Genomic DNA, 24,185 nt, shown 5'->3' on the forward strand with positions numbered 1-24,185 from the left:
CCGAAGCGCAAATTGTCTAAGGTACAATGCACGGGATTTTGCCGGCTGCCCCGTGGCGACACGCCGCCGCGCCGCCTTGAATAAGGAAGAACCAATGCAGTACCCGTCCTCCCCCGCCGCCGGCGGGCGCATCGAACGCGCCGCGCGCCTGCTGCTGCTGCCCGCCGCCTTCAGCATCCCGTTCTCGACCGCGCTAATGAATGTGTTCATCGGCTTGGCCCTGATTGCCTTCGTGCTGGCCCTCGTTGCAGACCGTTCGCTGGCACGGCCGCTGCGCACGCCGGCGTCGCTATGCGCACTCCTCCTGCTGGCGCTGGTGCTGGCCGGCGGCACCTGGTCGGTCGCGCCGCCGGACGAAGTCCAGAACGCGATGCGCAAATATGCCAAGCTGCTGGTGCTGCCGCTGGCGGTTTGCCTGTGCTGGCGCGCGCCGGACCTGCCGGCGCGCATGCTGCGCTGGTCGCTGGCCGGCTGCGCGGTGCTGGCCACGTCGCTCTACCTGGTCTGGCTCGACAGGATGCCCAGCTCGAGCCTGGGCTGGTGGCGCGTGGGCGACATCAGCGATCCGTACGCCTTCCGCAACCACATCACGATCGGCATCCTGCTCTCGTTCGCCGCCTGCGCCGCCTTCCTGGCCGCGACCTATCCGCAGGACGCGCCCAAGCGCGCCGGCCTGCTGGTCCTGGGCGTCTATTTCGCGGCGCCCATCCTGATGGGCAATGGCCGTACCGGCTATGTCGGCCTGTTCGTCGGCCTGTTCGCGCTGTACCTGCTGCGGGCAAGGATCACACTGCTGCGCAGCATATTGGTGGCCGCGGCCGTATCGGTCCTGTTCGCGGGCGTCTACATGGTGTCGCCCAATTTCAAGACACGCATGGATTTGCTGGTGACCGAAGTGAGCAGCGACAATGCAGCCTCGCCGAACGGCCTGCGCAAGAGCTTCATCAAGGTCGGCACCCAGGCCGTCGTCGATCGCCCCCTGCTCGGCCATGGCACCGGCTCCTTTTCCGAAGTCTTCGCGCCCGAGTCGAAACGCATCTGGGTCGGCTCCCCGCACGACCAGAACAAGCGCCACCAGCCGCACAGCGAGCCGCTGCTGCTGGCCGTTCAGCTCGGCCTGATCGGCGTCGGACTGTATTTCGCCCTGCTCGGCGCGCTCGGCAAGGCCGCGCTGTGGCGGCGCGACCCGAGCGCCGATGCGCTGGCGCTGCTGGTGGCGATCTACGGCATCACCTCGCTGTTCAACAGCCTGCTGTGGGACCCGACCGAAGCCTACTGGTTCCTGCTGCTGGCGGGCGCGCTGTACGGACATTGCATCCAGCGGCGCGGCGCTGCACAATAAGCGTTTCACACAGCATTGCGCCGGCATGGACAACGACACCCGCATTTCCCTCGTCATCGCCACCTATAATTGGCCGGCAGCCTTGCGCGCCTGCGTCGAAGCCTGCTTCCGCCAGAGCGACCGCAATTTCGAGATCATCATCGCCGACGATGGCTCGGGCGAAGCGACGCGCGCGCTGGTGGAAGAACTGCAGGCGCGCGCGCCGGTGGCGCTGCGCCACGTGTGGCAGCCCGACGACGGCTTTCGCCTGGCCGAATCGCGCAACAACGGCATCCTGGCCGCGACCGGCGACTATATCGTCACGCTCGACGGCGACTGCGTGCCGCAGCACGATTTCATCGCCCGCCACCGCGCGCTGGCCGAACCCGGCTACATGGTCACCGGCAGCCGCATCCTGCTCAGCGACGCCTTCAGCAAGCGCGTGCTGGCCGAGGCGATCGACCTGCAAGCGCTCAGCCTGGCCGAAAAGCTGCGCTACCGCCTGCAAGGCGGCCTGGGCAAGGCGGCGCAGCTGCTGGTGAAACTGCCGGACCTGGGCCGCCGGCGCCACCGCTTCAGCTTCCGCCGCATCAAGGGCTGCAACATGGCCTTCTGGCGCAGCGACCTGGAACGCGTCAACGGCTTCGACGAGAGCTTCCGCGGCTGGGGCTACGAGGATTCGGACGCGGTCGCGCGCCTGTTCCACGCCGGCGTGATGCGCAAGGACGGCGCCTACGCGACCGAGGTGTTCCACCTGTGGCACCGCGAAGCGAAACGCGACCAGGCTTCGAGCAACCAGCACATCGTCCTCGAACGGATGGTGCACAAGACAACCCAGGCGGCCATCGGCCTGCGCGAGCACGGCACCCGGGCGCCGGCCGCGGCGACCGACAAGCTGCCGGCCGCCTGAGCCGCGCGCACCGCCATGGACAACACGGGTAATCCGGCCGCGCGCCGGGTCTTGCTGGCCGGCGCCACCGGCCTGGTCGGACAGGAAATCCTGCGCCTGCTGCTGTCCGACGCCACGGTGGGCACGGTGCAGGTGCTGGCGCGGCGCCCCCTGGCAATGCGCCACCCGAAGCTGGCGGCGCAGGTCGTCGATTTCGCCGCCTTGCCCGACCTGCCCGGCATCGACGAAGCCTACCTGGCGCTCGGGACGACGATCAAGGCAGCCGGCAGCCAGGCCGCCTTTCGCGCAGTAGACTTCGATGCCAGCCTGGCGCTGGCGCGCGCCGCGCGGCGTGCCGGTGCACGGCGCCTGGGACTGGTGAGCGCGATGGGCGCCGACAGCCGCTCGCGCGTCTTCTACAACCGCGTCAAGGGCGAACTCGAAGAGGCGGTGGGCGCACTCGGCTTCGGGGGCCTCGTGATCGCGCGGCCATCTCTGCTGACCGGCGACCGCGGCGCGCTGGGGCAGGCGGCGCGCCCCGGCGAGCGTATCGGCGCGCTGCTGGCCGGCGTGCTGCGGCCGCTCATTCCCGCCGACTACCGGGCAATCAGGGCCGCCGACGTGGCCCGCGCGCTGCTCGCCCGTGTTCCCGCGGCGCAGGGTCAGGTGATCCTGCGCTCAGGCGCGATGCAGCAATGAAGGTGGCGCGCCAGCTGTAAGGACCGAGGCGCCCGGCCGTCGTTTTTCGATGCGATCGCCCCGGCGGCTCAATACTCTACCGCCACCGCCTTCGCCCCCAGCGTCAGCTCCAGCGCATGCTTGAGCGCATCCGACGGCGCCACGCGCCATTCGTCGCCCAGCTGCACGACGCAGTCGACGTTGGCCGGCTTGATGCGCAGGCTGACCGGCAGGCCGTCCGGGTGCTTGTAGGGCGCCAGCACTTCGGCGATTCTTGCCGGGCTGACCGTGCAGGCCAGGTCCATCTCCAGCTTGTGGCCGTACTGGATGCGCGAGCTGGCCAGGTCGTACACCTTCTCTGCCGTGATGCGCAGACCGCCGTTGAAACGGTCTTCCGACACCTTGCCGACCACCAGCAGGAACTCGTCTTCCTTGAAGGCGTTCTTGTTGGCCTCGAACACCTCGTTGTAGACCGTGACTTCGACCACGCCGGTCTTGTCGTCGAGCGCGACGATCAGGATCTTGCCGCGCTGGGTCATCTGGGTGCGCACGCCCGTGATCACGCCGCACAGCATGCGCGGCTCGCGCGACGGCTCCAGGTCCTGCAGGCGGGTGCGCGCGAAGCGCCGCACTTCCTGGGCATAGATGTCGAACATGTGGCCCGACAGGTAGAAGCCGAGCGCGGTCTTTTCTTCCGAGAGCTTCTGGCGGTCGGTCCAGGGCACCGCTTTCACGTACTCGGGCGGCGCCACCAGGTCCGAGTCAATGCCGCCGAACAGGCTGACCTGGTTCGCCGCGGCCGCTTCCTGGCCCGCCACTTCCATCGCGAAGCCGACCGAAGCCAGCAGGATCGCGCGGTCGACGCCGAAACAATCCATGCCGCCGGAACGGATCAGCGATTCGATCGTGCGGCGGTTGATCTGCTTGCGGTCGACGCGCTTGCAGAAGTCGAACAGGTCCTTGAACTTGCCGCCCTCGTTGCGCGCGGCGACGATCGCCTCGATCGCGCCCTGGCCGCAGCCCTTCACGCCGCCCAGGCCGTAGCGGATATTCGTGACCTGCTTGCCCGTCACCGATTTCGGCTCGCCTTCGGGCGTGAAGCGGAATTGCGATTCGTTCACGTCCGGCGGCAGCAGCGTCAGGCGGCAGACGTCGATCGCATCCTCGACCAGGATCTTGATCTTGTCGGTGTCTTCCATCGCCAGCGACATGTTGGCCGCCATGAAGGCGGCCGTGTGGTGCACCTTCAGGTAGGCCGTGTGGTAGGACAGCAGCGCGTACGCGGCGGCGTGCGATTTATTGAAACCGTAGCCCGCGAACTTTTCCATCAGGTCGAAGATCTCGTCGGCCTTCTCGGTCGACAGGCCGTCCTTGGCGGCGCCGGCGCGGAAGATCTCGCGGTGCTCGGCCATCTCTTCGGCCTTCTTCTTGCCCATCGCGCGGCGCAGCATGTCGGCGCCGCCCAGCGAATAGCCGCCGACGATCTGCGCCATCTGCATGACCTGCTCCTGGTAGACCATGATGCCGTAGGTCTCGGACAGGATGGACTCGGTGCGCGGATCGGGATAGTCGAACTTCTCGCCGTGCTTGCGCTTGCAGAAGTCGGGGATCAGGTCCATCGGTCCCGGACGATAGAGCGCGACGAGCGCGATGATGTCCTCGAAGCGGTCGGGACGCGCGTCCTTCAGCATGCCCTGCATGCCGCGCGACTCCAGCTGGAAGATGGCGACCGTCTTCGCGTCCGACAGCAGTTTGTAGGACGGCCGGTCGTTCAGCGGCAGCTTGGCCAGGTCGAATTCGCTCTCCGCCGGGTCGAGCGCCTTGATGTAGTTGACCGCGCGGTCGAGGATGGTCAGCGTGGTCAAGCCCAGGAAGTCGAATTTCACGAGGCCGACGGCCTCGACGTCGTCCTTGTCGTACTGCGAGACCACGCCGGCGTCGCCGCCCTGGGTGTAGAGCGGGCAGAAGTCGGTGAGTTTGCCCGGCGCGATCAGTACGCCCCCGGCGTGCATGCCGATGTTGCGGGTGATGCCTTCGACCTGCTGGGCCAGCTCCAGCACCTGCTTGACTTCTTCTTCGTTCTCCAGCCGTTCCTTCAGGAGCGGCTCTTCCTCGATCGCCTCGGCGATCGAAACGGGCTTGCCCGGCTTGAAGGGAATCAGTTTCGAGATGCCGTCGCAGAAGTTGTAGCCGTAGTCGAGCACGCGGCCGACGTCGCGGATCGCGCCCTTGGCCGCCATGGTGCCGAAGGTGGCGATCTGCGAGACCGCATCGCGCCCGTACAGGTCCTTCACGTGCTGGATCACGCGGTCGCGGTTTTCCTGGCAAAAATCGATGTCGAAGTCGGGCATCGAGACGCGTTCCGGGTTCAGGAAGCGCTCGAACAGCAGGTTGTATTTCAGCGGGTCGAGGTCGGTGATGAGCAGGCAGTAGGCCACCAGCGAACCGGCACCCGAGCCGCGGCCCGGCCCCACCGGCACGCCGTTGTCCTTGGCCCACTGGATGAATTCGGCCACGATCAGGAAGTAGCCCGGGAACTTCATCTTGTTGATGGTATCGGTCTCGAACTTCAGGCGCTCTTCATAGCGCGGCCGCGCTTCCTCGCGCTTGACCGGGTCCGGGTACAGGTGTTCGAGGCGCTTTTCCAGGCCCTTTTGCGATTCCGCCACGAGGAATTCGTCGATCGACATGCCCGGCGGGGTCGGGAAGTCCGGCAGCTGCGGCTTGCCGAGCGTGAGCACGACGTTGCAGCGCTTGGCGATTTCGACCGAGTTGGCCAGCGCCCCCGGCAGATCGGCGAACAGCGCGGCCATCTCGGCCTGCGTCTTGAAACACATCTCTTCGTTGAAGCGGCGCACGCGCTTGGCGTTGGCCAGCATCTCGCCTTCGGCGATACAGGTGCGCGCCTCGTGGGCGATGAATTCGTCCTTGCTGATGAACTGCACCGGATGCGTGGCGACCACCGGCAGCCCCAGGCGGCCGGCCAGCGCCACCGAATGACGCACCGCCTGCTCCTGGTTGGCCGCGCCGGCGCGCTGGATCTCGATATAGAAATGGCCCGGGAAGATGCGCGCCCAGCGCGCGGCATTGCGTTCGGCGCGCTCGATGTCGCCGTTGTCGATGGCCTGGCCGACGTCGCCGAAGCAGGCGCCCGACAGCACGATGAGTGCGTTGGCCTGGTCGGCGCCCGGCTCCAGCGTGGACACGCTTGTCGCCAGCGCTTCCAGCCACTCGGCGCGGATTTCGGCGCGGCCCTTGTACTGGTTGGTGAGCCAGGCCTTCGACAGCAGATCGCACAGCTGCAGGTAGCCGGTGTGGTTCTTTGCCAGGATCAGGAGGCGCGAAGGCTTCTCGCGGTTATCGTCGTTGGTGATCCAGGCGTCGACCCCGACGATCGGCTTGATCCCCTTGCCGCGCGCGGCCTTGTAGAAGCGCACCATGCAGAACATGTTGGCCAGGTCGGTCACGGCCAGGGCCGGTTGCTTGTCCTTGGCGGCGGCGCCGACCAGGTCGTCGATGCGCACCAGGCCGTCGACGATCGAGTATTCGGAATGGACGCGCAGGTGGGTGAAGGTCGGGGAAGTCATGGCCGTATTTTAACCTGCCGCACGACCAGGCGGCCCCAGTTGCAAATAGACAACATCGCGTTCGGAGCGCGCCCGGCCTGCGCCATCTTATAATACTGTCCATGCGTATCGTGCCGTCCCGCCGCCCCCTTCCCGCCTTGCCGCTGCTTCGTTCCCGGCCCGTCCCTTGCCTGTCCCGATGAGCGCGGCACCGACCACCCTGCTCGATCTGCTCACGGCGGAACCTGGCGCGGGCGCGCGCTCCACCGTCGACGGCTGCGCCATCGCCGTCCTGCCGCCTGCCGCGCCGGACGCGGCACCGGCACCCGTTCCGCGGTCGGGATCAGGGGCACGGCGCCTGGCCGCGCCGGTGATGCTGGCGGCGCGCCTCGTGCTGCGCCATCCCCGGGTACGCCAGCTTGCGCTGCGCATCTTGAAACGCTCCCCGGCGCTGTATGAGCACACCTACCGGATGATGATGGCATCGGGCAGCGCCGCCGCGGCGCCCGGCAACGCCCAGGAAGACGGCATCCCCACCCTGTCGCCGCGCGCGAACGCGATCCTGCGTTCGCTGCGCACGCTGCAAGCGGGGGCGCCGCGCCAGCCGGGCGCGTGTCCGCGCCTGGCCTTCGTCTCGCCGCTGCCGCCGCAGCGCACCGGGGTTGCCGCCTATGCGGTCGAACTGCTGGCCGAACTGGCAAGCCACTTCGAGATCGAGCTGGTCGTCGCCCAGGACGAGGTGATCCTGCCACCGGCCTTGCGCCACCTGCCGGTACGCCAGGCCAACTGGTTCCTCGCGCATGGCGACCAATACGACCAGGTGCTCTACCAGTTCGGCAACAGCCCCTTCCACAGCCACATGTTCGCGCTGCTGGCGCGCCATCCGGGCGTCGTCGTGCTGCACGACTTCTTCCTGGGCGGCGCGCTGGTGCACGCGCAGATGAGCGGCGCGCATCCGCGCGCCTGGGTCGATGCCCTGTTCCATTCGCATGGCTATGCAGCCGTGCGCGCCAGCGAGAGCGCGGCGGGGCGCGGCCAGGCGCACAAGGACTGGCCCGCCAGCCTGCCGGTGCTGGAAAACGCGACCCGCACCATCGTCCACTCGCTTCACGCGCGCCAGCTCGCCGCCGACTGGTTCGGCCAGGCTGCCGCGCACGACATCGACGTCATCCCGCACCCGCGCACGCCGCCTCCAGCCATCGACCGCGCCGCCGCACGCGCCGCGCTCGGCATCGCTCCCGATACCTTCCTCGTCTGCAGCTTCGGCTTCGTCGCCCCCAACAAGCTGACCCACGAACTGTTGCGCGCCTGGACCGGTTCGACACTGCACGCCGACCGCGCCTGCGCCCTGGTGCTGGTCGGCGCCAACCACGACAGCCCGTATGGCATGGAGGTCGAGGCACTGATCCGCGCCGCCGGGCCGGGAGCGCACATCCGCATCGCCGGCTGGACCGACGACGCCGTCTACCGCCAGTACCTGCAGGCGGCCGATGTCGGCGTGCAGCTGCGCACGCATGCCCATGGCGAGAGTTCGGGTGCCGTCCTCGACTGCATGAACTATGCGCTGCCGACGATCGTCAATGCCAACGGATCGATGGCCGAATTCCCGCCCGACGCCGCCTGGCGGTTACCGGACGCCTTCGCGGTGGCCGAACTGAGCGCCGCGCTCGAGACGCTGCGCGGCGACCCGGCGCGGCGCACGGCGCTGGGCCAGGGCGCGGTCGCCCTGCTCGACGCACGGTTCCGTCCGGCCCGGTGCGCCCAGCTGTATCTCGCGACGCTCGCCGCCGCGCGCGCGGCCACCGAGGCGCGGCACGCGGCCTGGCGTGCGGCCCTGGCACAGGCTGCGCCGGCGAACGAAGAAGCGCTGCGGGAACTGGCCGCCGGCCTGGCCGCAAGCGAGCCGGCCACGCGGCGCCAGCTGCTGGTGGACGTGAGCGACTGGGTCCAGGCCGGCGCCGTGCCCGACCCGCTCGTGGCCGGCCAGCTGCGCAGCTTGCTGGAACAAGCGCCGCCGGAGCTGCGCGTCGAGCCGGTGTTCCTCGATACCGCCGGCACCGTTCCGCGCTATCGCCAGGCGCGCAACAGCGCCGCGCGCGTGCTGGGGCTGGACTGGACGTCGCAGGACGAGCCGGTGGTCGATGTGCACGCGAGCGACCTGTATCTGGCGCCGGATGCGGGCTCCCGGTCGGTGCAGGCGGCCTTCGAGGGTGGCCTGTTCGCGGCCTGGCGCGCGCGCGGCGTGCGCGTGAACCTGATGGTGCGGACCCTCGAGGGCGGCCTGCCGCCGCGCGCGGCGGCAGGCGCCGACCGCCTGCTGTGCGCCTCGGAGGCGATTGCACAACAGTTGGCGGCCGAAACGGCGGCACCGGGACCGGCGGGCTGGCCGGGGTGATTTCCGCGCGAGCCCGACGGCTTATAATAGCGGTTGACCCGAATTGAGCTACTTGGCAATCATGCAAACCACGACCCATCACACGGCGGCCGCGAGCGGCGCCGCCACCGCGGGCGCCGGCGCTGGCAACTACGTCAACATCGCCGCCTACAAGTTCGTCAGCTTCGACGACACCGAAGAGATGCGCCCGAAGTTCCAGGACATCTGCGCCCAGCTGCACCTGCGCGGCACCATCCTGCTCACGCCCGAAGGCATCAACATGTTCCTGTCGGGCCTGCCGGCCGACATCGACCGGTACCTGGCCTGGCTGCGCCTGGATGCGCGCTTTGCCGACATCGAGGTCAAGTACAGCTACTCCGAAGAGCAGTCGCACAAGCGCATGCTGGTGAAGATCAAGAAAGAGATCATCACCATGCGCATGCCGCTGATCAAACCGGAACTGGGCCGCGCCCCGGCCGTCGACGCACTGACCCTCAAGCGCTGGCTCGACCAGGGCCGTGACGACGCCGGCAAGCCGGTCGTGATGGTCGACACGCGCAACGATTTCGAAGTCGACGTCGGCACCTTCGACAATACCGTCGACTACCGGATCGCCAAGTTCACCGAATTTCCGGAAGTGATCGCCGCCCACAAGGAGGACTTCGCGGGCAAGACCGTGGTCACGTTCTGCACCGGCGGCATCCGCTGCGAAAAGGCGGCGATCCACATGCAGAACATCGGCTACGACAACGTCTATCAATTAGAAGGCGGCATCCTGAAGTATTTCGAGGACGTCGGCGGCGCCCATTATCACGGCGACTGCTTTGTCTTCGACTACCGGACCGCGCTCAACCCGAAGCTCGAGCCGACCGTCACCACGCAGTGCTTCGCCTGCCGCGCCGTCGTCACGCCGCGCGAACAGCTCTCGCCGCAGTATGTGTATGGGATGTCGTGTCCGCATTGCGCGGACCAGGCGCAAGCGGATTCGACAGGCCAGCCATGACCCAGGATTCCTCGCCAGCCACGGCTCCGGGCGCGTTGCGTTCCCTGAAACGCACGGCCCGCCAGGGCGCCAAGGCCATCGCGCTGCGCGCGGTCGCTTTCGTCGTGGCGCGTCCTCGCCTCGACGGTTTCCTGAGACGCCAGCTGTTTCGCTTCCCTGTCCTGGCCGGACGGGTGCGCGCCGCTGTCGCACGCTCGCGCCGCGCCGACTGGCAATCCCTGCCCACACTGCCGACCGACGAGTCCGAACTCACCGATGCGGCGCGCCAGGTCCTGTACGACCTGAAACGCGCGCTCGAACGTACCCGCCAACCATGACCATTCTTTGATGCGCATCCTTCTCGATCTGCAAGCATGCCAGGCCTCCAGCATGCACCGCGGCATTGGCCGTTATTCGCTGGCGCTGGCACAGGCCATGGCGCGCAACAATGTCGGACACGACCTGCGCATCGTGCTCAACGAGCGCTTTCCCGCCAGTGTCACCGGCCTGAGGCGGGCATTCGATGGCCTCGTCCCCGCGTCGAGCATCATGACTTTCGCCACGCCTGCACCGTCGGCCGAAGCGAGCCCGGACAATATGTGGCGCCTGCTTGCAGCCGAGCGCATCCGCGAGCACTACCTGGCCGGCCTGCAGCCCGACATCGTCCATGTAGCCAGCCTGTTCGAGGGCTTGAGCGACGACGCCGTCGTCTCCGTGCTGCATGGCCGGGACCGGTTCGCCAGCGCGGTGACCCTGTACGACTTGATTCCGCTGATGCGCCAGGACCGCTACCTGGGCGACCCGAACATCGCGCGCTGGTACCACCGCAAGCTGGAAAGCCTGAAGAACGCCCAGCTACTGCTCGCCATTTCAGGCAGCGCGCGCGCAGAAGCCATCAGCGAGCTGCACATGGCGCCGGACGCGGTCGTGAATATTTCCTCGGCGGTGGACGACATCTTCCGCCCCCTGGACCTGGCGCCGGATGCCAGGGCAGCGCTATTGCGGCGCTTCGGCCTCACGCGCTCCTTCATCATGTACACCGGCGGTATCGACTACCGCAAGAACATCGAAGGCCTGATCGAGGCCTATGCCCGGCTGCCGGCGCCGCTGCGCGCCCAGTACCAGCTGGCAGTCGTATGCAGCGTCCAGGACGCCGACCGCCAGCGCCTGCAGCGCCTTGCCGCGGGATGCGACCTCCCTGCCGGCGACCTGGTCCTGACCGGCTATGTCAGCGACGACGATCTGGTCGCACTCTACAACTGCACGTCGCTGTTCGTCTTCCCTTCCCTGCATGAAGGTTTCGGCCTGCCGGCGCTGGAAGCGATGGCGTGCGGCGCACCCGTTATCGGATCGAACAGCAGCAGCATTCCGGAAGTAATCGGCAGAACGGACGCGCTGTTCGACCCGCACAGCATCGACGACATCAGCGCTGCGATCGCCGCGGTCCTGAACGACCCTGCGCGCCAGGCTGACCTGCGCGCGCATGGCCTGGTCCAGGCCACCCGCTTTTCGTGGGATGCGAGCGCGCGCCGTGCCATCGCCGCCTTCGAGGAAACCCACCAGCGCAGGCAGGCCGCACGGCGTACGAGCGTCGCCGTCGGCGCGCCACCGGCGCCTCGGCCGCGCCTGGCCTTCGTGTCGCCGCTGCCACCCGAACGCTCGGGAATTGCCGACTGCAGTGCCGATTTGCTGCCGGAGCTGGCGAATTATTACGACATCGAGCTGGTGCTGGCCCAGGATCAGATGGACGATCCCAACCTGCGCGACCGATTCCCGCAGCGTTCGGCCGACTGGTTCGAGCAGCACGCGCATGAGTTCGACCGCATCGTGTATCAGTTCGGGAACTCGACCTTCCATGCCCACATGTTCGGCTTGCTCGAACGCCATCCAGGCATCGTCGTCCTGCACGACTTCTTCCTGAGCGGTGTCCTGAACCACGAAGAAGGCAACAGCCCGCTGCCTAACCATTATTGCCGCATGCTTTACCAGTCCCATGGCTACCACGCGCTGGCGGAAGAGAAGCGTCTGGGCCGCGCTGCCTCCTGCCACACCTATCCATGCAATAAGTCGGTACTCGACCATGCAGTCGGCGTCATCGCCCATTCGATGTACTCGATCGAGCTGGCGCAGCGCTGGTACGGCCCCGATCTGGCCGGGAAATTCCGCTTCCTGCCGCTGCAGCGTCCGTTGCCGCCAGTCGTCGACAAGGCCGCGGCGCGGCGCGAGCTTGGCGTGGCGGAAGACGATATCCTGATTTGTTCGTTCGGCATCCTGGCCGCGACCAAGCGCAACGACGACATCGTCGAATCCTGGATCGACAGTGCCGCCGGCCGCGATCCGCGCTGCCACCTGGTGTTCGTCGGCGAGGTCGGCAACGATGCGTTCGGCATTGAACTGCGCCAGCGGATTGCCGCTCATCCGCGCATCCGCATCACCGGGTATGTGAGCGAAGCGTCCTACAATACTTACCTGGCCGCGGCGGACGGGGCGATCCAGTTGCGCCGGGGCTCGCGCGGCGAGACCTCCGGAAGTGTGCTCGACTGCCTGAGCTACGGCCTCCCGACCATCGTGAACGCCCATGGTTCCGCAGTCGAGATGCCCGCTACAGTCTGCCTGCAAATCGCCGACGATTTCAGCATTGCGGAACTGGTCACGGCCCTTGATGCGTTGCGCGTCGACCGCGGCCTGCGCGAGCGCCTGAGCGCGGCGGCCCGCGTCCATGTCGAGGCACGCACGCCTGCCAGGGTCAGCCTGCTATACCAGGAGGCGATCGAGGCCTTCACCTGCGCCCGCGCCAGGAACGATGAGCGGCGGCTGGTCTGCGGCATCGCCACCATCGGCGCCGCTGGCGGGTCCGACCTGATGCAGGCGGCAGCGGCGGTTGCCGCCAACCGGACCCGGCGCGGTCCGCACCAGTTGCTGGTCGACGTGACGCGCCTGGCCGCGTCCGGCACTGGCGCCGCTTCGGCGCAGCGCGCCGCGATTGCCGTACTCATGGAGGCGGCACCGGTGGGCTGGCGCGTCGAACCGGTGCGTTACGACGGCAAGTGTTACCGCTACGCGCGCCGCTTCACGCTCGACCTGATCGGACGCGCGGATCTGCTGATCGAAGACGCCGTTGCCGACGCTTCGGTCGGCGATATCGTGCTGGCCCTCGGTCCGGAAACGGCGACAACCCTGCCTGCTGCATGGCAGGCGCGTGGCGTGAAGCTGGAGCACTATGAGGCCGCTACCGGCACCGTGCAGGTGGCGCAGATACTGGCACGCCTTGCGCCCGTGCCTGCCGCCCGACAGGCCTGAAACGTCATTGGCGAGAACCCGCATGCCCGGCCCCAGAGCGCTGTATTGCAGCGCAGCATGAAGGACACCGCCTGCGAGAAAAACGCCCTCCGTGGCGCTCTGCAGTTTAAAATGCTTCCCTTTCACGTGTCAGAAATCAAGCAATGCGCAACAGTAACTCCTTGCTCGCCCTTAACGACATTACCTCAGCCGTGAAACGCCACCACCTGGTCGGCGTGCTCGGCTGGCAAGATGTGCGCCAGCGTTATCGTCGCTCGGCCCTGGGTCCGTTCTGGATCACCATCGGCATGGCCGTCATGATCGCGACGATCGGCATCGTGTTCGGCCAGATTTTCAAGACGCCGCTGTACGATTTCTTTCCTTTCCTGGCCATCGGCACCATCCTCTGGAGTTTCATGTCGACGGTCATCGCGGAAGGGAGCATGGGCTTCATCAGCGCCGAAGCCATCGTCAAGCAGCTGCCGATTCCGCTGTTCGTGCATATCCTGCGCATGATCTGGCGTAATCTCCTCATTCTCGGCCACAACATCGTCATCTTTCCGCTGGTGCTGCTAGCCGTGGGCAAGCCCCTTACCTGGCTGGCTTTGCTAAGCATTCCCGCGCTGGCCCTTACCATCCTTAACCTGGCCTGGATTTCCCTTATCCTGGGCATCCTGTGCGCGCGCTACCGCGACCTGCCGAACATCGTCAACAGCGTGCTGCAGGTGGTGTTCTACCTGACGCCGATCATGTGGATGCCGAAGCTGCTGCCGGCGCGCGCCGGCGTCTTCCTGCTGGACGCAAACCCGTTCTATCACATGATCGAGATCGTGCGTGCGCCGCTGCTGGGCGAGCTGCCGTCGACCCTGAACTGGGGCGTGTCGATCGGCCTGGCCATCGTCGGATGGACGTGCGCCATCGTGTTCTTCGGGCGCTACCGGAACCGCATCGCCTATTGGCTGTAACGAAGGACCATCATGGCATTCATCGAATTTGACAACGTATCGGTCGACATCCCGATTTACAACGCGAGTGGACGCTCGCTCAAGAAACGCCTTCTCCAGGTCGCCACCGGCGGCCAGATCGCTTCCGACGAGCAGGGCCGCGTCGTGGTACGCCCGCTCGAAGACCTGACGTTTTCGCTGCACGACGGCACCCGGCTCGGCCTGGTCGGGCACAACGGTGCCGGCAAAAGTACCATGCTGCGCCTGCTCAGCGGCGTGTATGCGCCGTCGGAAGGACGTGCCCGCATCGAAGGCGAAATCGGTTCGCTGATCGATATTTCGCTGGGCATCGATCCGGAAGCGAGCGGCCGCGAAAACATCTACCTGCGCGGCGCCCTGCTGGGCATCGAGAAGGCGGAAATGAACGAGCGCATCGACGAGATCATCGAATTCTCGGAGCTGGGCAACTTCATCGACATGCCGCTGCGAACCTATTCGAGCGGCATGCACCTGCGCCTGGCGTTCTCGGTCTCGACCATGGTCCGTCCCGACATCCTGCTGATGGACGAGTGGCTGTCGGTAGGCGACCAGGGCTTTACCCACAAGGCCGAGGAGCGCCTGACGCAACTGGTCCAGTCGACCAGCATCCTGGTCATCGCCAGCCACTCGCGCGACCTGATCATGAAGACCTGCAACCGCGTGCTGTGGCTGGAACACGGCAGGATCCGCATGGACGGCGCCCCCGAGGAAGTGCTGCCGTACTATTTCGGCGATATCGCCGCCTGACGGCCGTACCGGCAAAAAAATCGGGCTCCGCGGAGCCCGATTTCATTTCCTGCAGCCCGCGTCAATGACGCTGGAACTCGATCCGTTCCAGGTCGACTGTCGTGCCGACCGGCAAGTGAGCGCGCAGCTCGAAATGCACCACGTCATGGTCAAGCTGGAACACGCCAGCCGGATGCGCCGCGTCCAGGTCGAGCTCGGCCAGCACACGACAATGCTCTTCCACGATCGACACGCGCAACGGCCCATCGATGCCTGCATGCAGACGCAGTTCCCACGTCCCTGCCTGTAGATGCCAGTCCGGGCCGAAGAAGGCGATCTTATCCTGCTGCGCATGGTAACGGGTGCGCGTGCCCAGGTTCTCACCCTCCCCGTACAACTGTCCGGGATAGATCGAGAAGCCGGTGCGCACCAGTTGGGTGACCGCCGCACCGGGCGCGGCCAGCACGTCGCCTATCCAGGTCCGGTATGCCTCGCCTGACAAGGGCACCAGCACGGCGTTCGGACCGACGCCGTACAACGACAGCCCGTAATTTCCGAGCAGCTCTGCGATGGCCATGTCGTCGCCGTCCGTGCTCTCCAATTTCTCGAACAGGATCTTGATGTCGGGCGAACGGCGCAGCACGTCTTCCATGCCGCGCAGGACCGGCAGCTCATGTCCTTCGACATCGATCTTCACCAGGTCGACCGCCAGGCCGGCAGGCAACAAGTCGTCGATTCGCCGCGCCGCCACCGAGACGGTTCGTCCCGGCTCGTCGATCGTACGGCTCGCGGTGCCGCGTCCCAGGTGGCCCTCGGGGTAGAACAGATCGAGGCTGCCCTCGCGGTCGGACACGGCGCACGGGACTACCTTGGCCACCGCCTCCAGGCTGTTGAGGTGGATGCTGCGTTCGATCAGGTTGGTCAGCTCCGGGTGCGGCTCGAATGCATACACCCGCCCACGCTTGCCGAGGCGGTTACCGATGGCAATCGTAAAATAGCCGACATTGGCGCCGACATCGAGGAACACGGTGTCGCTCTTCACAAAGCTCATCAGCACAGCGAGGTTTTCTGGCTCCCAGACGCCGCCATTGACAATCGGCGATGGACAACCGAGGTCACCGGTATTGACGAACAGCGGGCTCTCGTCGCGCAGGTAGGTGAGCACGGCCCCGGGACCGGCATAGGTCGCCAGCCGGTCCTTCACGAAGCCGACGTTACGGTCGATGAGAGCCAATTGCCCTGCCAGGCTGGAAGAGAATTGCGCTGCGAGGCTGGACTCAAGTTGCGTTGCCAGGCTCGACTCGAGTTTTGCTGCCAGGCTGGACTCGAGCTTTCCAGATGCACTGGCCAGCCCCTGCAATTCCTGGCGCAGCATCTGGGCGATCGCGAACAGTTCACGGCTCAGTTGCGCCTGCCCGCCCGCCAGCGCCTGCGCATGCGCGGCGGCGAACGCTTTCTGCTCGGCCTTCATCTGCTCCAGGGCGCTGCTGATCGCGCCGAGCTGCGCCGACTGGACCTGGGCAATGCCGTGTGTCGTCTCGTGCAGGCTGCGCGCCACCGCGGACAGATCGCGGCTCGTGCCATCCTGAACTTCGGCGAGCGACTGCACCTGCTGACGCAAATCCCCGGTCGCCTCGACCATCAAGGTACGGAAACGCTGTGCGAGGCGGCCGGTCAATGGCTTGACGCTGCGGTACGCCCGGCGCAGGAAGAGGTACAGCACGCGCTTGACGACGATTTTCGGGCCACGCGGCGGCGGCGGCACCTCGGCCGCTGCCGGCTCGGCAATCGGCGGCGGCAGGTTGACGACCGGCTCGGCCGTGACGACGCGTTCTTCGAGCGGCGATATCCCGGGCTGCGGCAGCGCCACCGCGCCCGGGGCCACGACCTGCGTAGCTGGCAGCACCTGCAGGAAGCGCGTCAACAAGGCCACTTCGTCGAAGCGGGTCCTGAATACCTGTGCCGACGTCGCCGTGACCTGGTCCACCTGTTCCCGGGTCAGGGCGAGGATGCGCTCGGTCAGCGCGAAGGTATCGAAACGCCAGGCCGACACGATCGAGCGGTCGTTGTCCGGCATGGCCATCGGCATGGCTGGAACCAGCCAGCCGGTCTCGCCTTCAAGCACGATCTCGTTGTGCGGAGGCGCGTCGAGCGAGACCACGGGCGTGCCGCAGGCGATCGATTCGTAGAAGCCGAGCCCCAGGCCCTCGTGCGACGACACCTGGATGCTGACGTCGTGCGCTTCGTACAGGGAGGCGATCTCGTCGCGGGCCAGGCTGCGGTCGATGACGGTAATCCCGGCCGGAAGCGCATGCGGATAGTAGCTGGAAAGCGGGTCCATCGACGTGACGGTCAGTTCGATGTCGTCGCGCAGGGCAAGCGCCTTGGCGAACGCCTCCATCACCTGCGGGGTGTTCTTGCGGGTACGCGGGTTGTGGCCGGCGATGTGCAGGAAACGGATCTTGCTGCGGGCTGCGAGGCGTTCGCGCTTGGCCTGCAGGCGCTCGGCCGGCAGCGGGCGGCCGATGCCGAAGCCGAGGAAGGCCCCGTTATGCACGCCATGGGCCGTCAACGCCTGCTCCGACAACCTGGTGCAGAACAGGGTCGTGGTCAGCCGATTGTGGTTGGGCACTTCGTCGCGGATCACGATCTCGATCATCGGAATCGTGCAGATCTTGAGCTTGCTGATCTTGATCGCGAACAGGCGTTCCCAGTTCGGCTGCCAGCACACCTCGGGCACCAGTAGCGTATGGATGTTGTTGGTCAGGACGAACTGCGACAGTTCATAGACCGTCACTTCTTCCCGGTGGTTGAACGAGTAATACACTGAATCGGCATTCCGTGGGACGCTCCAGTCTCCGGGATCCTGCTGACGCACCAGGCCCTTGCCGATCGAGGCATACGGCTGGAACGAAAAGATATGCACGCGGTAACCGGCGCTGCGCAGCAGCTTGGCATGGACGTGGCTCAGGTTGCCGAGACCGAGGTCGCCCCAGACGGTGAAGATGCCGATATTGCGTGTCGCGGCACTGTCGATCAGGCGCATGGCCGAGGACGTGAAGCCGCTGAAGTCGCTGCCGAACATGGCCGTCAAGCGTGCGCGCTGCGCTTCGCCGATGCGGCGCAGGCGCTCTTCGTCGTGAAACAGCTCGCCGATGGTGTCGATCCACTGTTCCGACGTTTCGGGCAGGAACACGCCGGTCTCGCCCAGCATCGACGGCAGATAGCCATTCGCGGTACACAGTACGGGAATGCCGTTCATCGCCGCTTCGAAGGCCACCCGGCAGAAGGTCTCGTCGACCAGGGTCGGCACGATGACGATGCGGGCGCCACGGTAGAACTCGCGCACATTGCCGTAGGACACTACACGCGACAGAGGACGCGCGTCGACGTCGGCCTGCAGCGCGTCGTAATACTCGTTGTCGCCCGGCTCGCTGCGCACGCCGAAGAAAGGAATATCCTCGCCGAGCGCCTTGACGCAGTCGCGGAAGATGTCGCCCCCTTTCAGGCGACAGACATTGACTTGCAATACATATTCGCCCAGGCCCTCGCGGCGCGCCAGGAACTGGGCCGCGTCCGAAATTGGATGGATGACCTGGAGCTGCTCCTTCCCGCCCAGCCGCTCGTAGACTTCCTGCATGAATTCCGATGCCACATATTTGTGGATCAGGCGCGACTGCGGCGGCGCGCCCTTGCGCAGCGCGTGCTGCGTGATGTTGTCGAGGATATGCTGGTTGCCGCTTGCGCCAAGCTCGGCCAGGCCATGCCAGAAGTGGTAGCCGATCATGGTGGTCAGGCGGTTCTCTTCCGCGATTTCCATGGCCACGTCACTGGTCCCGCCCTGGGCATGGATCAGGTCGGGACGGAATTCGTCGACCGCTTGCTGGATCGCCTCCTTGCTGCATCCGCCGCCATGGCGCACATCGAGATAATACGGCGTGATGGTCCGGGACGATGCCGTGTACCAGCCGGACTTCGGATCGAGGAAGCTGACCCAAACGCATGTGACGCCGAACTCGCTAAGGATGCGGCAGGTTTGGTAAAGGAAGCTCTCCCCTCCCCCCATCGGGTAGCCGAGGTGGGTCGGGATCAGGTACACGGGCACGACTTTTTCAAGCGTCCTGGCGACCGCGATCAACTCGTCGGCATCGAAGCGTTCGTGCAGGTCGAATAGGTAGTCCTGCGCCGTCCACGACAGGCGCAACAGAATGTTGAACACCTTGTTCGGAAGCAACAGCCGGGTGGTCGCGCCGGCCGCGCTCGCCGGCGAAAACCCGCCCGTGCGCGATACGCCTCCCTCGCGCGCCACGCCGATGACGTCGTGGATCGCCTGCGGGTCGACCAGCACGGTATTGAGTGCGAGCGATTGTGCCTCATACTCCTTGAGCGCCCGGAATAGCGTCTTCTCGCGGCAATGCGCATCGAGATAAGGCAGCACCACGCTTTCGATCATCTCGATGCGCTGACCGACGATGTCGTAGTCGATCATCCACTTGTGGGTATCGGCCATGTCGCCGCCAAGACCGGCATTGATGGCGGTCTCCAGCAAGCTGCGGTCGTCCAGCGGGATTTCCAGGTTGGCCAGCAAGGCGGACAGGGCACTTACCTCACCTGCGCGCGCCAGCACTCCGACGGCTGCGTGCGCGGCGGCGCGGTCGGCCTGCAGCGCCGCCATCAGGACTCGGTTGTCACCAATGAGCATCGCAGACAGCGCGCGCGCGTCCTCGCCATTGCTGTGCGCGGAAGTTGTTCCAGACAAGGCCTGCATGCGCAGAACGAGCGCATCGACATCATGCTGCAAAGCGGAAGTCACACCATTTTTCATTGTTCAGGTCCCGGCAGGATTCAATTTCAAGTAGTACGCTGTAACTGGTCTGGCGCCGGGAATCGAATGCAAGTACTGTCCAGGCGGCGCGGACGGCGGGATATTTTAAGGCAAGGGGTTGCCAGCGTCACTGCTTTTTGTCCTTGCACCCCCATCCGCCGCCGGGACATTTGCCTGCCGCACGCCGGCAGGCGTGCGCCAGGGATTTTGTGCAACGGGCTGCGCACCCGGCGGCGGCTGCATGGTGAATAGGCGGCTCGGGCTTGGCTTCGTCGCTTGGACGATCAGGCGATTACCGAATGGCCGGGCCCGGCGACGACGGGGCATTGTGTTCGTTACGCAACAGAAAAGCGAAGGCGACAGGCGCCGGCTCATGCATGCCGTGCAAGCGGCGGACGTGCGCTAATCCGATGCCTGCAGGCTGCCGGCGGGTGGACAACTGCTATGTTGTCGTATCGCCTCGCGGCTATAATGCAGGACTCTTTGTCCAGCCCAGATTTATGCAGACTAATTCAGCAGTACAAAAATCCCTGATAGACCGGGTATTGGCCTTATTGGTCATTTTGAACATTGCGCTTTTGCTTTGCTATATCTGGGTAGCGTACAAGAGCGAGTTTCATTCGGACGATGCGGTCGCTAATTTATTGGCGCAGGAAATTTTCGAAACGGGCCAGTTATTTCCACGCCATTGGAATTACGTGAATGGCGACTTATGGGTATTCTTTACCCATAGCTGGATCGTTCCGTTACTGGGTATTTTCCCGAATGGTTTTGAATTGCGCGCCGCCACCAGTGTCATCGGTGCCGGCTTGATTCTTTACGGTACCTGGCTGGTCTGTGCAATGATCGACATGTCATACCGCGCCCGCCTGCTGACGCTGGCGCTCGTCGCAGGCGGCATATCGACCAACATGGCCTCGAACCTGTTCGGGCAACTAGCCTACGGCACCATGTATTACATGCTGTGCTTCATGCTCTACAGCGCCTGGCGCTTTTTCGGCAGCAAGGGCCGCGCCCGCGTCGGCTGGGCCCTGGGCAGCGCTGCCGTGGTGCTCCTCGAAGCATGGGCGAACCCGCAACGTGCGGCCGTCTATTACCTACTGCCGCTACTTGCTGCCAGCGCAGCCCTGTATGCGCTGCGCTGGCATGCCGATCGTTCGATCAAGCGCCCCCACGGCGGCGCGATCTGCGCTCTGGTTGCCGTGGCACTGGCCGCCATGGGCGTTGGCGTCGTCCTCTACGGCCAGGCCATGGGCCAGCTGCATAGTGTCCAGCCAGCCGGCATCTCTCCCCGCTGGCTCGGCTATGACGGGATGGTGCGCAATGCCGGCGTTGCGATCCGCGGCCTGCTCAGTCTGCTCGGCGGTTTGCCGCAAGCCGACGCCCTGGTCGTCACCAGCGCCGGGGTCGTCGCAGCACTGCGGTTTCTCTCGGCAATCGTATTACTGGCCTTGCTGCCCTGGGCCGTGCTGCGCAATTTGCGCGCAAATCATCCGGCACGCCTGTTCGTAGCGGTCGCTTCTCTGGCGTCGATAGCACTGACCCTGTTTGTTTTCGTGACCACCTCGATCATCGATATTAGCATTCCGGAAGCGCCAATACGCTATGTCGTGCCCGGATTGATGGGTCTGCTACTGATCCTGGTGTATGTGCTTGTCGACGACCGCGGTGCCGGCGTGCCACAGCGTATTTGTGGCGCACTGGCGATCGCAGTGCTCGTGTTGACCTCGCCGGTATCGCTGTCGCTGACGGAAATTCCGAACCGGCTGGCGCAAGGCGAGCTCGACGCGACTAACAACAAAATGCGGCTGGTCCGGTTCCTGGCGTCGCAAAAATTGCATTACGGCTACGGCAATTTCTGGGTTGCCAACCAGACAACCGTATTAAGCGAGGGGACGACGAAGATCCGGCCCGTTCGTTACGTCGATGGGTTGCCGGAACCCATGCGCCATCTGTCCTCGAATCGCTGGTACGAAGCGGCCGCATGGAACGGCCCATCGATCCTGCTGCTCGGCGCCGACGAGACCGAGCAGGTCAACTGGCCGGAACTGGCCAAGCGCACCGGGCAGGTGCCGCGGATCCTCATGTTCGAAGGCTGGAAAATCGCCGTGTTCGACCATAATATTGCGCGCAGTTTTCCTTCCTGGAAGATGCAGCAACCTAGCGGCCCGGTCGAGTATCCAAGCGTGGCCAATACGCCGCACATCATTGGCCGGCTGACCAAGGATCCCATGGGTCTGAAAGCATCGAAGAACGAGGCCGGGATCCTGCGCTTCGGCCCGTACGTGCGCCTCTCGGCTGGCCGTTATCGCGCCAGCTTTACCCTGGCCGCGCACGGCAGCGGCGTGCGCCAATTCGGCCACGTCGATGTGGTCGCCGACAACCGGGTGTTCGCCAGTGCCGGGATCGAGCGTTCAGGCGACAATGTCGTAACGGTGCCTTTCGTTCTCGAAAAATCCACCAGCGCCGTCGAGTTCCGGGTCATCAGCACCGGTGCCGGAGAACTGACCGTCTACAATGTCCAACTCGCGAACGACAATGAAAACTGATACCTTGCCCCAGCCTGCGCCATCGGCGGGCCATCCTGTGAAAATCGCGCGCTCCCGGCCCCTGATTTCGGTCGTCATTCCAGTCTACAAGGCCGAGAAGATGCTCGACGAGCTCTACCGCCGCCTGTCGCAGGCGCTCGAGACGGTCACGGCCAGCTTCGAAATCGTGCTGGTCGAAGATTGCGGCGGCGATAACTCCTGGAGCGTGATCGAACGCCTGGCCGCGGCCGACCCGCGCGTGCACGGTTTGCAATTCAGCCGCAACTTCGGCCAGCACTACGGCATCACGGCTGGCCTCGACCATTGCAGCGGCCAATGGGTCGTCGTGATGGACTGCGACCTGCAAGACCAGCCCGAAGAGATTCCGCGCTTGTACGCCAAGGCGCAGGAAGGGTTCGACGTCGTGCTCGCCCTGCGCGGCCCGCGCAAGGATCCCCTGCTCAAGCGTTTCACGTCCTGGCTGTTCTACCGTCTGTTCAGCTATCTGGCCGATCTCGACGTCGATGGCGACAGCGGCAATTTCCGCATCATGTCGCGCCGCGTCGTGCACAATTTCACGCGCATGCGCGAGCAGCTGCGCTTCTTCGGCGGACATATCGAGTGGATGGGCTTTCCCACCGCATCGGTCCAGATCCAGCACAGCGAGCGCTTCGAGGGCACCTCGACCTATACCTTCAGGAAACTGGTCAAGCTGGCGACCGATACCATCATCGCCTATTCCGACAAACCGCTGCGTCTGGCCGTGCGCGCCGGTTTCGCCATGGCAACAGTGTCGTTCGGCTTCGGCACTTACATCCTAGGCCGCGCGCTCTGGCACGGCTCCGCCATTCCTGGCTGGAGCAGCCTCATCGTGTCCCTGTATTTCATCGGCGGCCTGATCATCGGCATCCTCGGGATCATCGGCGTCTACCTTGGCAAGACGTTCGACGAGTCTAAAAAGCGCCCGCTGTACATCGTGCGCCGCGCCACCGACAGTGCGGGAGTGGAACTTGATTAAGGCCACGCCCTGGGATGGCGCGGCATTCGGCATGCCGACCTTCGAACTGACCGAATACAGCGAAGCGGCGCTGGCTGCTGCGGCACTTACGCCCGGGCATTACACGGTCAAGGTCGAGCCGCTGGCGAACAAGGCGCTCCTGGATGCACACGGCTTCTACTACTGTGACACCCTGCTCGCCACCGCCGGCTCGGCCGCGCGCTTGACGGCGCTGGACACGCTGCCCGGACTGCACGTGTCGAAAACGGTCGATGCCGAGGCAAGCCTCGCGATTTGCCACGGCGCCTTCAGCCATGGCCGCTTTCACCGCGACTTCATGCTCTCGCCTGCGCATGCCGACCTGCGCTATGACAACTGGCTGCGCCAGCTGCTCAATGCCGGCAGCGTGTATGGCCTGTTCCGTGAACAGGAGCTGGGGGGCTTTATCGGCGTGAGCGGCAACAGCCTGGTGCTGCACGCAATCGCGCCCGCCATGCGCGGTCAGGGGCTGGCGAAATACTGGTGGCACGCGGTCATCAAGGAACTGTTCGCCGCCGGACACGAGACTGTGACAAGCTCGATTTCCGCATCGAACGTGGCCGTCGTCAACCTGTATGCGTCGCTTGGTTTTTCATTCCAACATCCACAAGACATCTACCACCGGATCGTTCCATGAGTTATCTCTACATCGCCATTACCATCGCACTGACCGTGTTCGGCCAGATCGCCATCAAGATGCAGGTCCTGCAAGCAGGCCCCTTGCCGGAAGCCGGACCTGACAAGCTCATGTTCCTGATCCGCCTGCTGCTCAATCCGTGGATCATCAGCGCCTTCGCGGCGGCCTTCCTGGCCTCGGTCTCCTGGATGGGCGCGATGACGAAATTCCCACTGAGCCATGCCTATCCATTCATGAGCCTGAATTTCGTCATCGTCCTGATGCTGAGCGGCTGGCTGTTCCAGGAACCGCTGTCGCTTACCAAAATTGCCGGCGTCGCCCTGATCTGCGCCGGAACCGTCATCGCTGCCCAAGGCTGAAC

The 24,185-nt window shown here is 65.3% G+C and carries 15 protein-coding genes; 13 read left to right on the forward strand and 2 right to left on the reverse strand.

What is annotated here, in order from left to right:
• The first annotated feature begins 94 nt into the window (after window positions 1-94).
• From ACFPOU_RS11270 to ACFPOU_RS11280, 3 genes are read left to right on the forward strand one after another with little or no spacing between them, the layout of a single operon-like run.
• The gene (locus ACFPOU_RS11270) at window positions 95-1,342 is read left to right on the forward strand and encodes an O-antigen ligase family protein (RefSeq protein WP_379720843.1); all 1,248 of its coding nucleotides are present in this window, start codon (window positions 95-97) and stop codon (window positions 1,340-1,342) included.
• Window positions 1,343-1,367: 25 nt separating this feature from the next.
• Window positions 1,368-2,231 (forward strand): glycosyltransferase family 2 protein, encoded by an 864-nt coding sequence (locus ACFPOU_RS11275; protein ID WP_379720846.1) that lies wholly within the window; start codon window positions 1,368-1,370, stop codon window positions 2,229-2,231.
• A gap of 15 nt (window positions 2,232-2,246) precedes the next feature.
• Window positions 2,247-2,909 carry an NAD(P)H-binding protein gene (locus ACFPOU_RS11280; protein ID WP_379720849.1) on the forward strand — a complete coding sequence of 221 codons (663 nt, stop codon included), beginning with the start codon at window positions 2,247-2,249 and terminating at the stop codon, window positions 2,907-2,909.
• Between the two features lie 68 nt (window positions 2,910-2,977).
• Here the strand turns inward: ACFPOU_RS11280 and dnaE are convergent, their stop codons facing one another.
• Window positions 2,978-6,475: a DNA polymerase III subunit alpha gene (gene dnaE / locus ACFPOU_RS11285; RefSeq protein WP_379720852.1), complete on the reverse strand. Its 3,498-nt coding sequence runs from the start codon at window positions 6,473-6,475 to the stop codon at window positions 2,978-2,980.
• A gap of 178 nt (window positions 6,476-6,653) precedes the next feature.
• On the opposite strand from dnaE, the gene ACFPOU_RS11290 reads away from it, so the two are divergent.
• The 6 genes from ACFPOU_RS11290 (at window position 6,654) to ACFPOU_RS11315 (ending at window position 14,819) form a co-directional block, all read left to right on the forward strand.
• Window positions 6,654-8,849 (forward strand): glycosyltransferase family 4 protein, encoded by a 2,196-nt coding sequence (locus ACFPOU_RS11290; protein WP_379720855.1) that lies wholly within the window; start codon window positions 6,654-6,656, stop codon window positions 8,847-8,849.
• Window positions 8,850-8,910: 61 nt separating this feature from the next.
• On the forward strand, window positions 8,911-9,831 hold the full coding sequence (locus tag ACFPOU_RS11295; protein WP_379720858.1) for a sulfurtransferase: 921 nt from the start codon (window positions 8,911-8,913) through the stop codon (window positions 9,829-9,831).
• Window positions 9,828-10,148: a hypothetical protein gene (locus ACFPOU_RS11300; RefSeq protein WP_379720861.1), complete on the forward strand. Its 321-nt coding sequence runs from the start codon at window positions 9,828-9,830 to the stop codon at window positions 10,146-10,148. The genes ACFPOU_RS11295 and ACFPOU_RS11300 overlap by 4 nt, the downstream gene beginning before the upstream one ends.
• A 52-nt stretch (window positions 10,149-10,200) precedes the next feature.
• Window positions 10,201-13,110, forward strand: coding sequence for a glycosyltransferase (locus ACFPOU_RS11305; RefSeq protein WP_379720864.1), 2,910 nt, complete (start codon window positions 10,201-10,203; stop codon window positions 13,108-13,110).
• A gap of 143 nt (window positions 13,111-13,253) precedes the next feature.
• Window positions 13,254-14,054, forward strand: coding sequence for an ABC transporter permease (locus ACFPOU_RS11310; protein ID WP_379720867.1), 801 nt, complete (start codon window positions 13,254-13,256; stop codon window positions 14,052-14,054).
• 12 nt (window positions 14,055-14,066) lie between these two features.
• Window positions 14,067-14,819, forward strand: coding sequence for an ABC transporter ATP-binding protein (locus ACFPOU_RS11315; RefSeq protein ID WP_379720870.1), 753 nt, complete (start codon window positions 14,067-14,069; stop codon window positions 14,817-14,819).
• A 61-nt stretch (window positions 14,820-14,880) separates the two neighbouring features.
• Here ACFPOU_RS11315 and ACFPOU_RS11320 read toward each other — a convergent pair whose 3' ends face one another.
• On the reverse strand, window positions 14,881-19,611 hold the full coding sequence (locus ACFPOU_RS11320) for an FkbM family methyltransferase (protein WP_379720873.1): 4,731 nt from the start codon (window positions 19,609-19,611) through the stop codon (window positions 14,881-14,883).
• A gap of 512 nt (window positions 19,612-20,123) precedes the next feature.
• On the opposite strand from ACFPOU_RS11320, the gene ACFPOU_RS11325 reads away from it, so the two are divergent.
• Genes ACFPOU_RS11325 through ACFPOU_RS11340 form a run of 4 tightly spaced genes read left to right on the forward strand, consistent with a single transcriptional unit; the run spans window position 20,124 to window position 24,183 of the window.
• Window positions 20,124-22,172, forward strand: a complete 2,049-nt coding sequence (locus tag ACFPOU_RS11325; RefSeq protein ID WP_379720876.1) for a hypothetical protein — start codon at window positions 20,124-20,126, stop codon at window positions 22,170-22,172.
• Window positions 22,162-23,169, forward strand: coding sequence for a glycosyltransferase family 2 protein (locus ACFPOU_RS11330; protein ID WP_379720879.1), 1,008 nt, complete (start codon window positions 22,162-22,164; stop codon window positions 23,167-23,169). Before ACFPOU_RS11325 ends, ACFPOU_RS11330 begins: the two co-directional genes overlap by 11 nt.
• Window positions 23,162-23,824, forward strand: coding sequence for a GNAT family N-acetyltransferase (locus ACFPOU_RS11335; RefSeq protein WP_379720882.1), 663 nt, complete (start codon window positions 23,162-23,164; stop codon window positions 23,822-23,824). Before ACFPOU_RS11330 ends, ACFPOU_RS11335 begins: the two co-directional genes overlap by 8 nt.
• Window positions 23,821-24,183, forward strand: coding sequence for an EamA family transporter (locus ACFPOU_RS11340; protein WP_379720885.1), 363 nt, complete (start codon window positions 23,821-23,823; stop codon window positions 24,181-24,183). The genes ACFPOU_RS11335 and ACFPOU_RS11340 overlap by 4 nt, the downstream gene beginning before the upstream one ends.
• The last annotated feature ends 2 nt before the right edge of the window (window positions 24,184-24,185 follow it).

This window comes from Massilia jejuensis (genome assembly GCF_042656795.1).
Lineage (GTDB): Bacteria > Pseudomonadota > Gammaproteobacteria > Burkholderiales > Burkholderiaceae_D > Telluria > Telluria jejuensis.

Bases quoted from the DNA above. Each gene is read 5' to 3' on its own strand.
- dnaE (WP_379720852.1), bottom strand. From the start codon at position 6,475: ATGACTTCCCCGACCTTCACCCACCTGCGCGTCCATTCCGAATACTCG.
- ACFPOU_RS11330 (WP_379720879.1), top strand. From the start codon at position 22,162: ATGAAAACTGATACCTTGCCCCAGCCTGCGCCATCGGCGGGCCATCCT.
- ACFPOU_RS11305 (WP_379720864.1), top strand. From the start codon at position 10,201: ATGCACCGCGGCATTGGCCGTTATTCGCTGGCGCTGGCACAGGCCATG.
- ACFPOU_RS11280 (WP_379720849.1), top strand. From the start codon at position 2,247: ATGGACAACACGGGTAATCCGGCCGCGCGCCGGGTCTTGCTGGCCGGC.
- ACFPOU_RS11315 (WP_379720870.1), top strand. From the start codon at position 14,067: ATGGCATTCATCGAATTTGACAACGTATCGGTCGACATCCCGATTTAC.
- ACFPOU_RS11270 (WP_379720843.1), top strand. From the start codon at position 95: ATGCAGTACCCGTCCTCCCCCGCCGCCGGCGGGCGCATCGAACGCGCC.
- ACFPOU_RS11340 (WP_379720885.1), top strand. From the start codon at position 23,821: ATGAGTTATCTCTACATCGCCATTACCATCGCACTGACCGTGTTCGGC.
- ACFPOU_RS11290 (WP_379720855.1), top strand. From the start codon at position 6,654: ATGAGCGCGGCACCGACCACCCTGCTCGATCTGCTCACGGCGGAACCT.
- ACFPOU_RS11310 (WP_379720867.1), top strand. From the start codon at position 13,254: ATGCGCAACAGTAACTCCTTGCTCGCCCTTAACGACATTACCTCAGCC.
- ACFPOU_RS11325 (WP_379720876.1), top strand. From the start codon at position 20,124: ATGCAGACTAATTCAGCAGTACAAAAATCCCTGATAGACCGGGTATTG.
- ACFPOU_RS11275 (WP_379720846.1), top strand. From the start codon at position 1,368: ATGGACAACGACACCCGCATTTCCCTCGTCATCGCCACCTATAATTGG.
- ACFPOU_RS11295 (WP_379720858.1), top strand. From the start codon at position 8,911: ATGCAAACCACGACCCATCACACGGCGGCCGCGAGCGGCGCCGCCACC.
- ACFPOU_RS11300 (WP_379720861.1), top strand. From the start codon at position 9,828: ATGACCCAGGATTCCTCGCCAGCCACGGCTCCGGGCGCGTTGCGTTCC.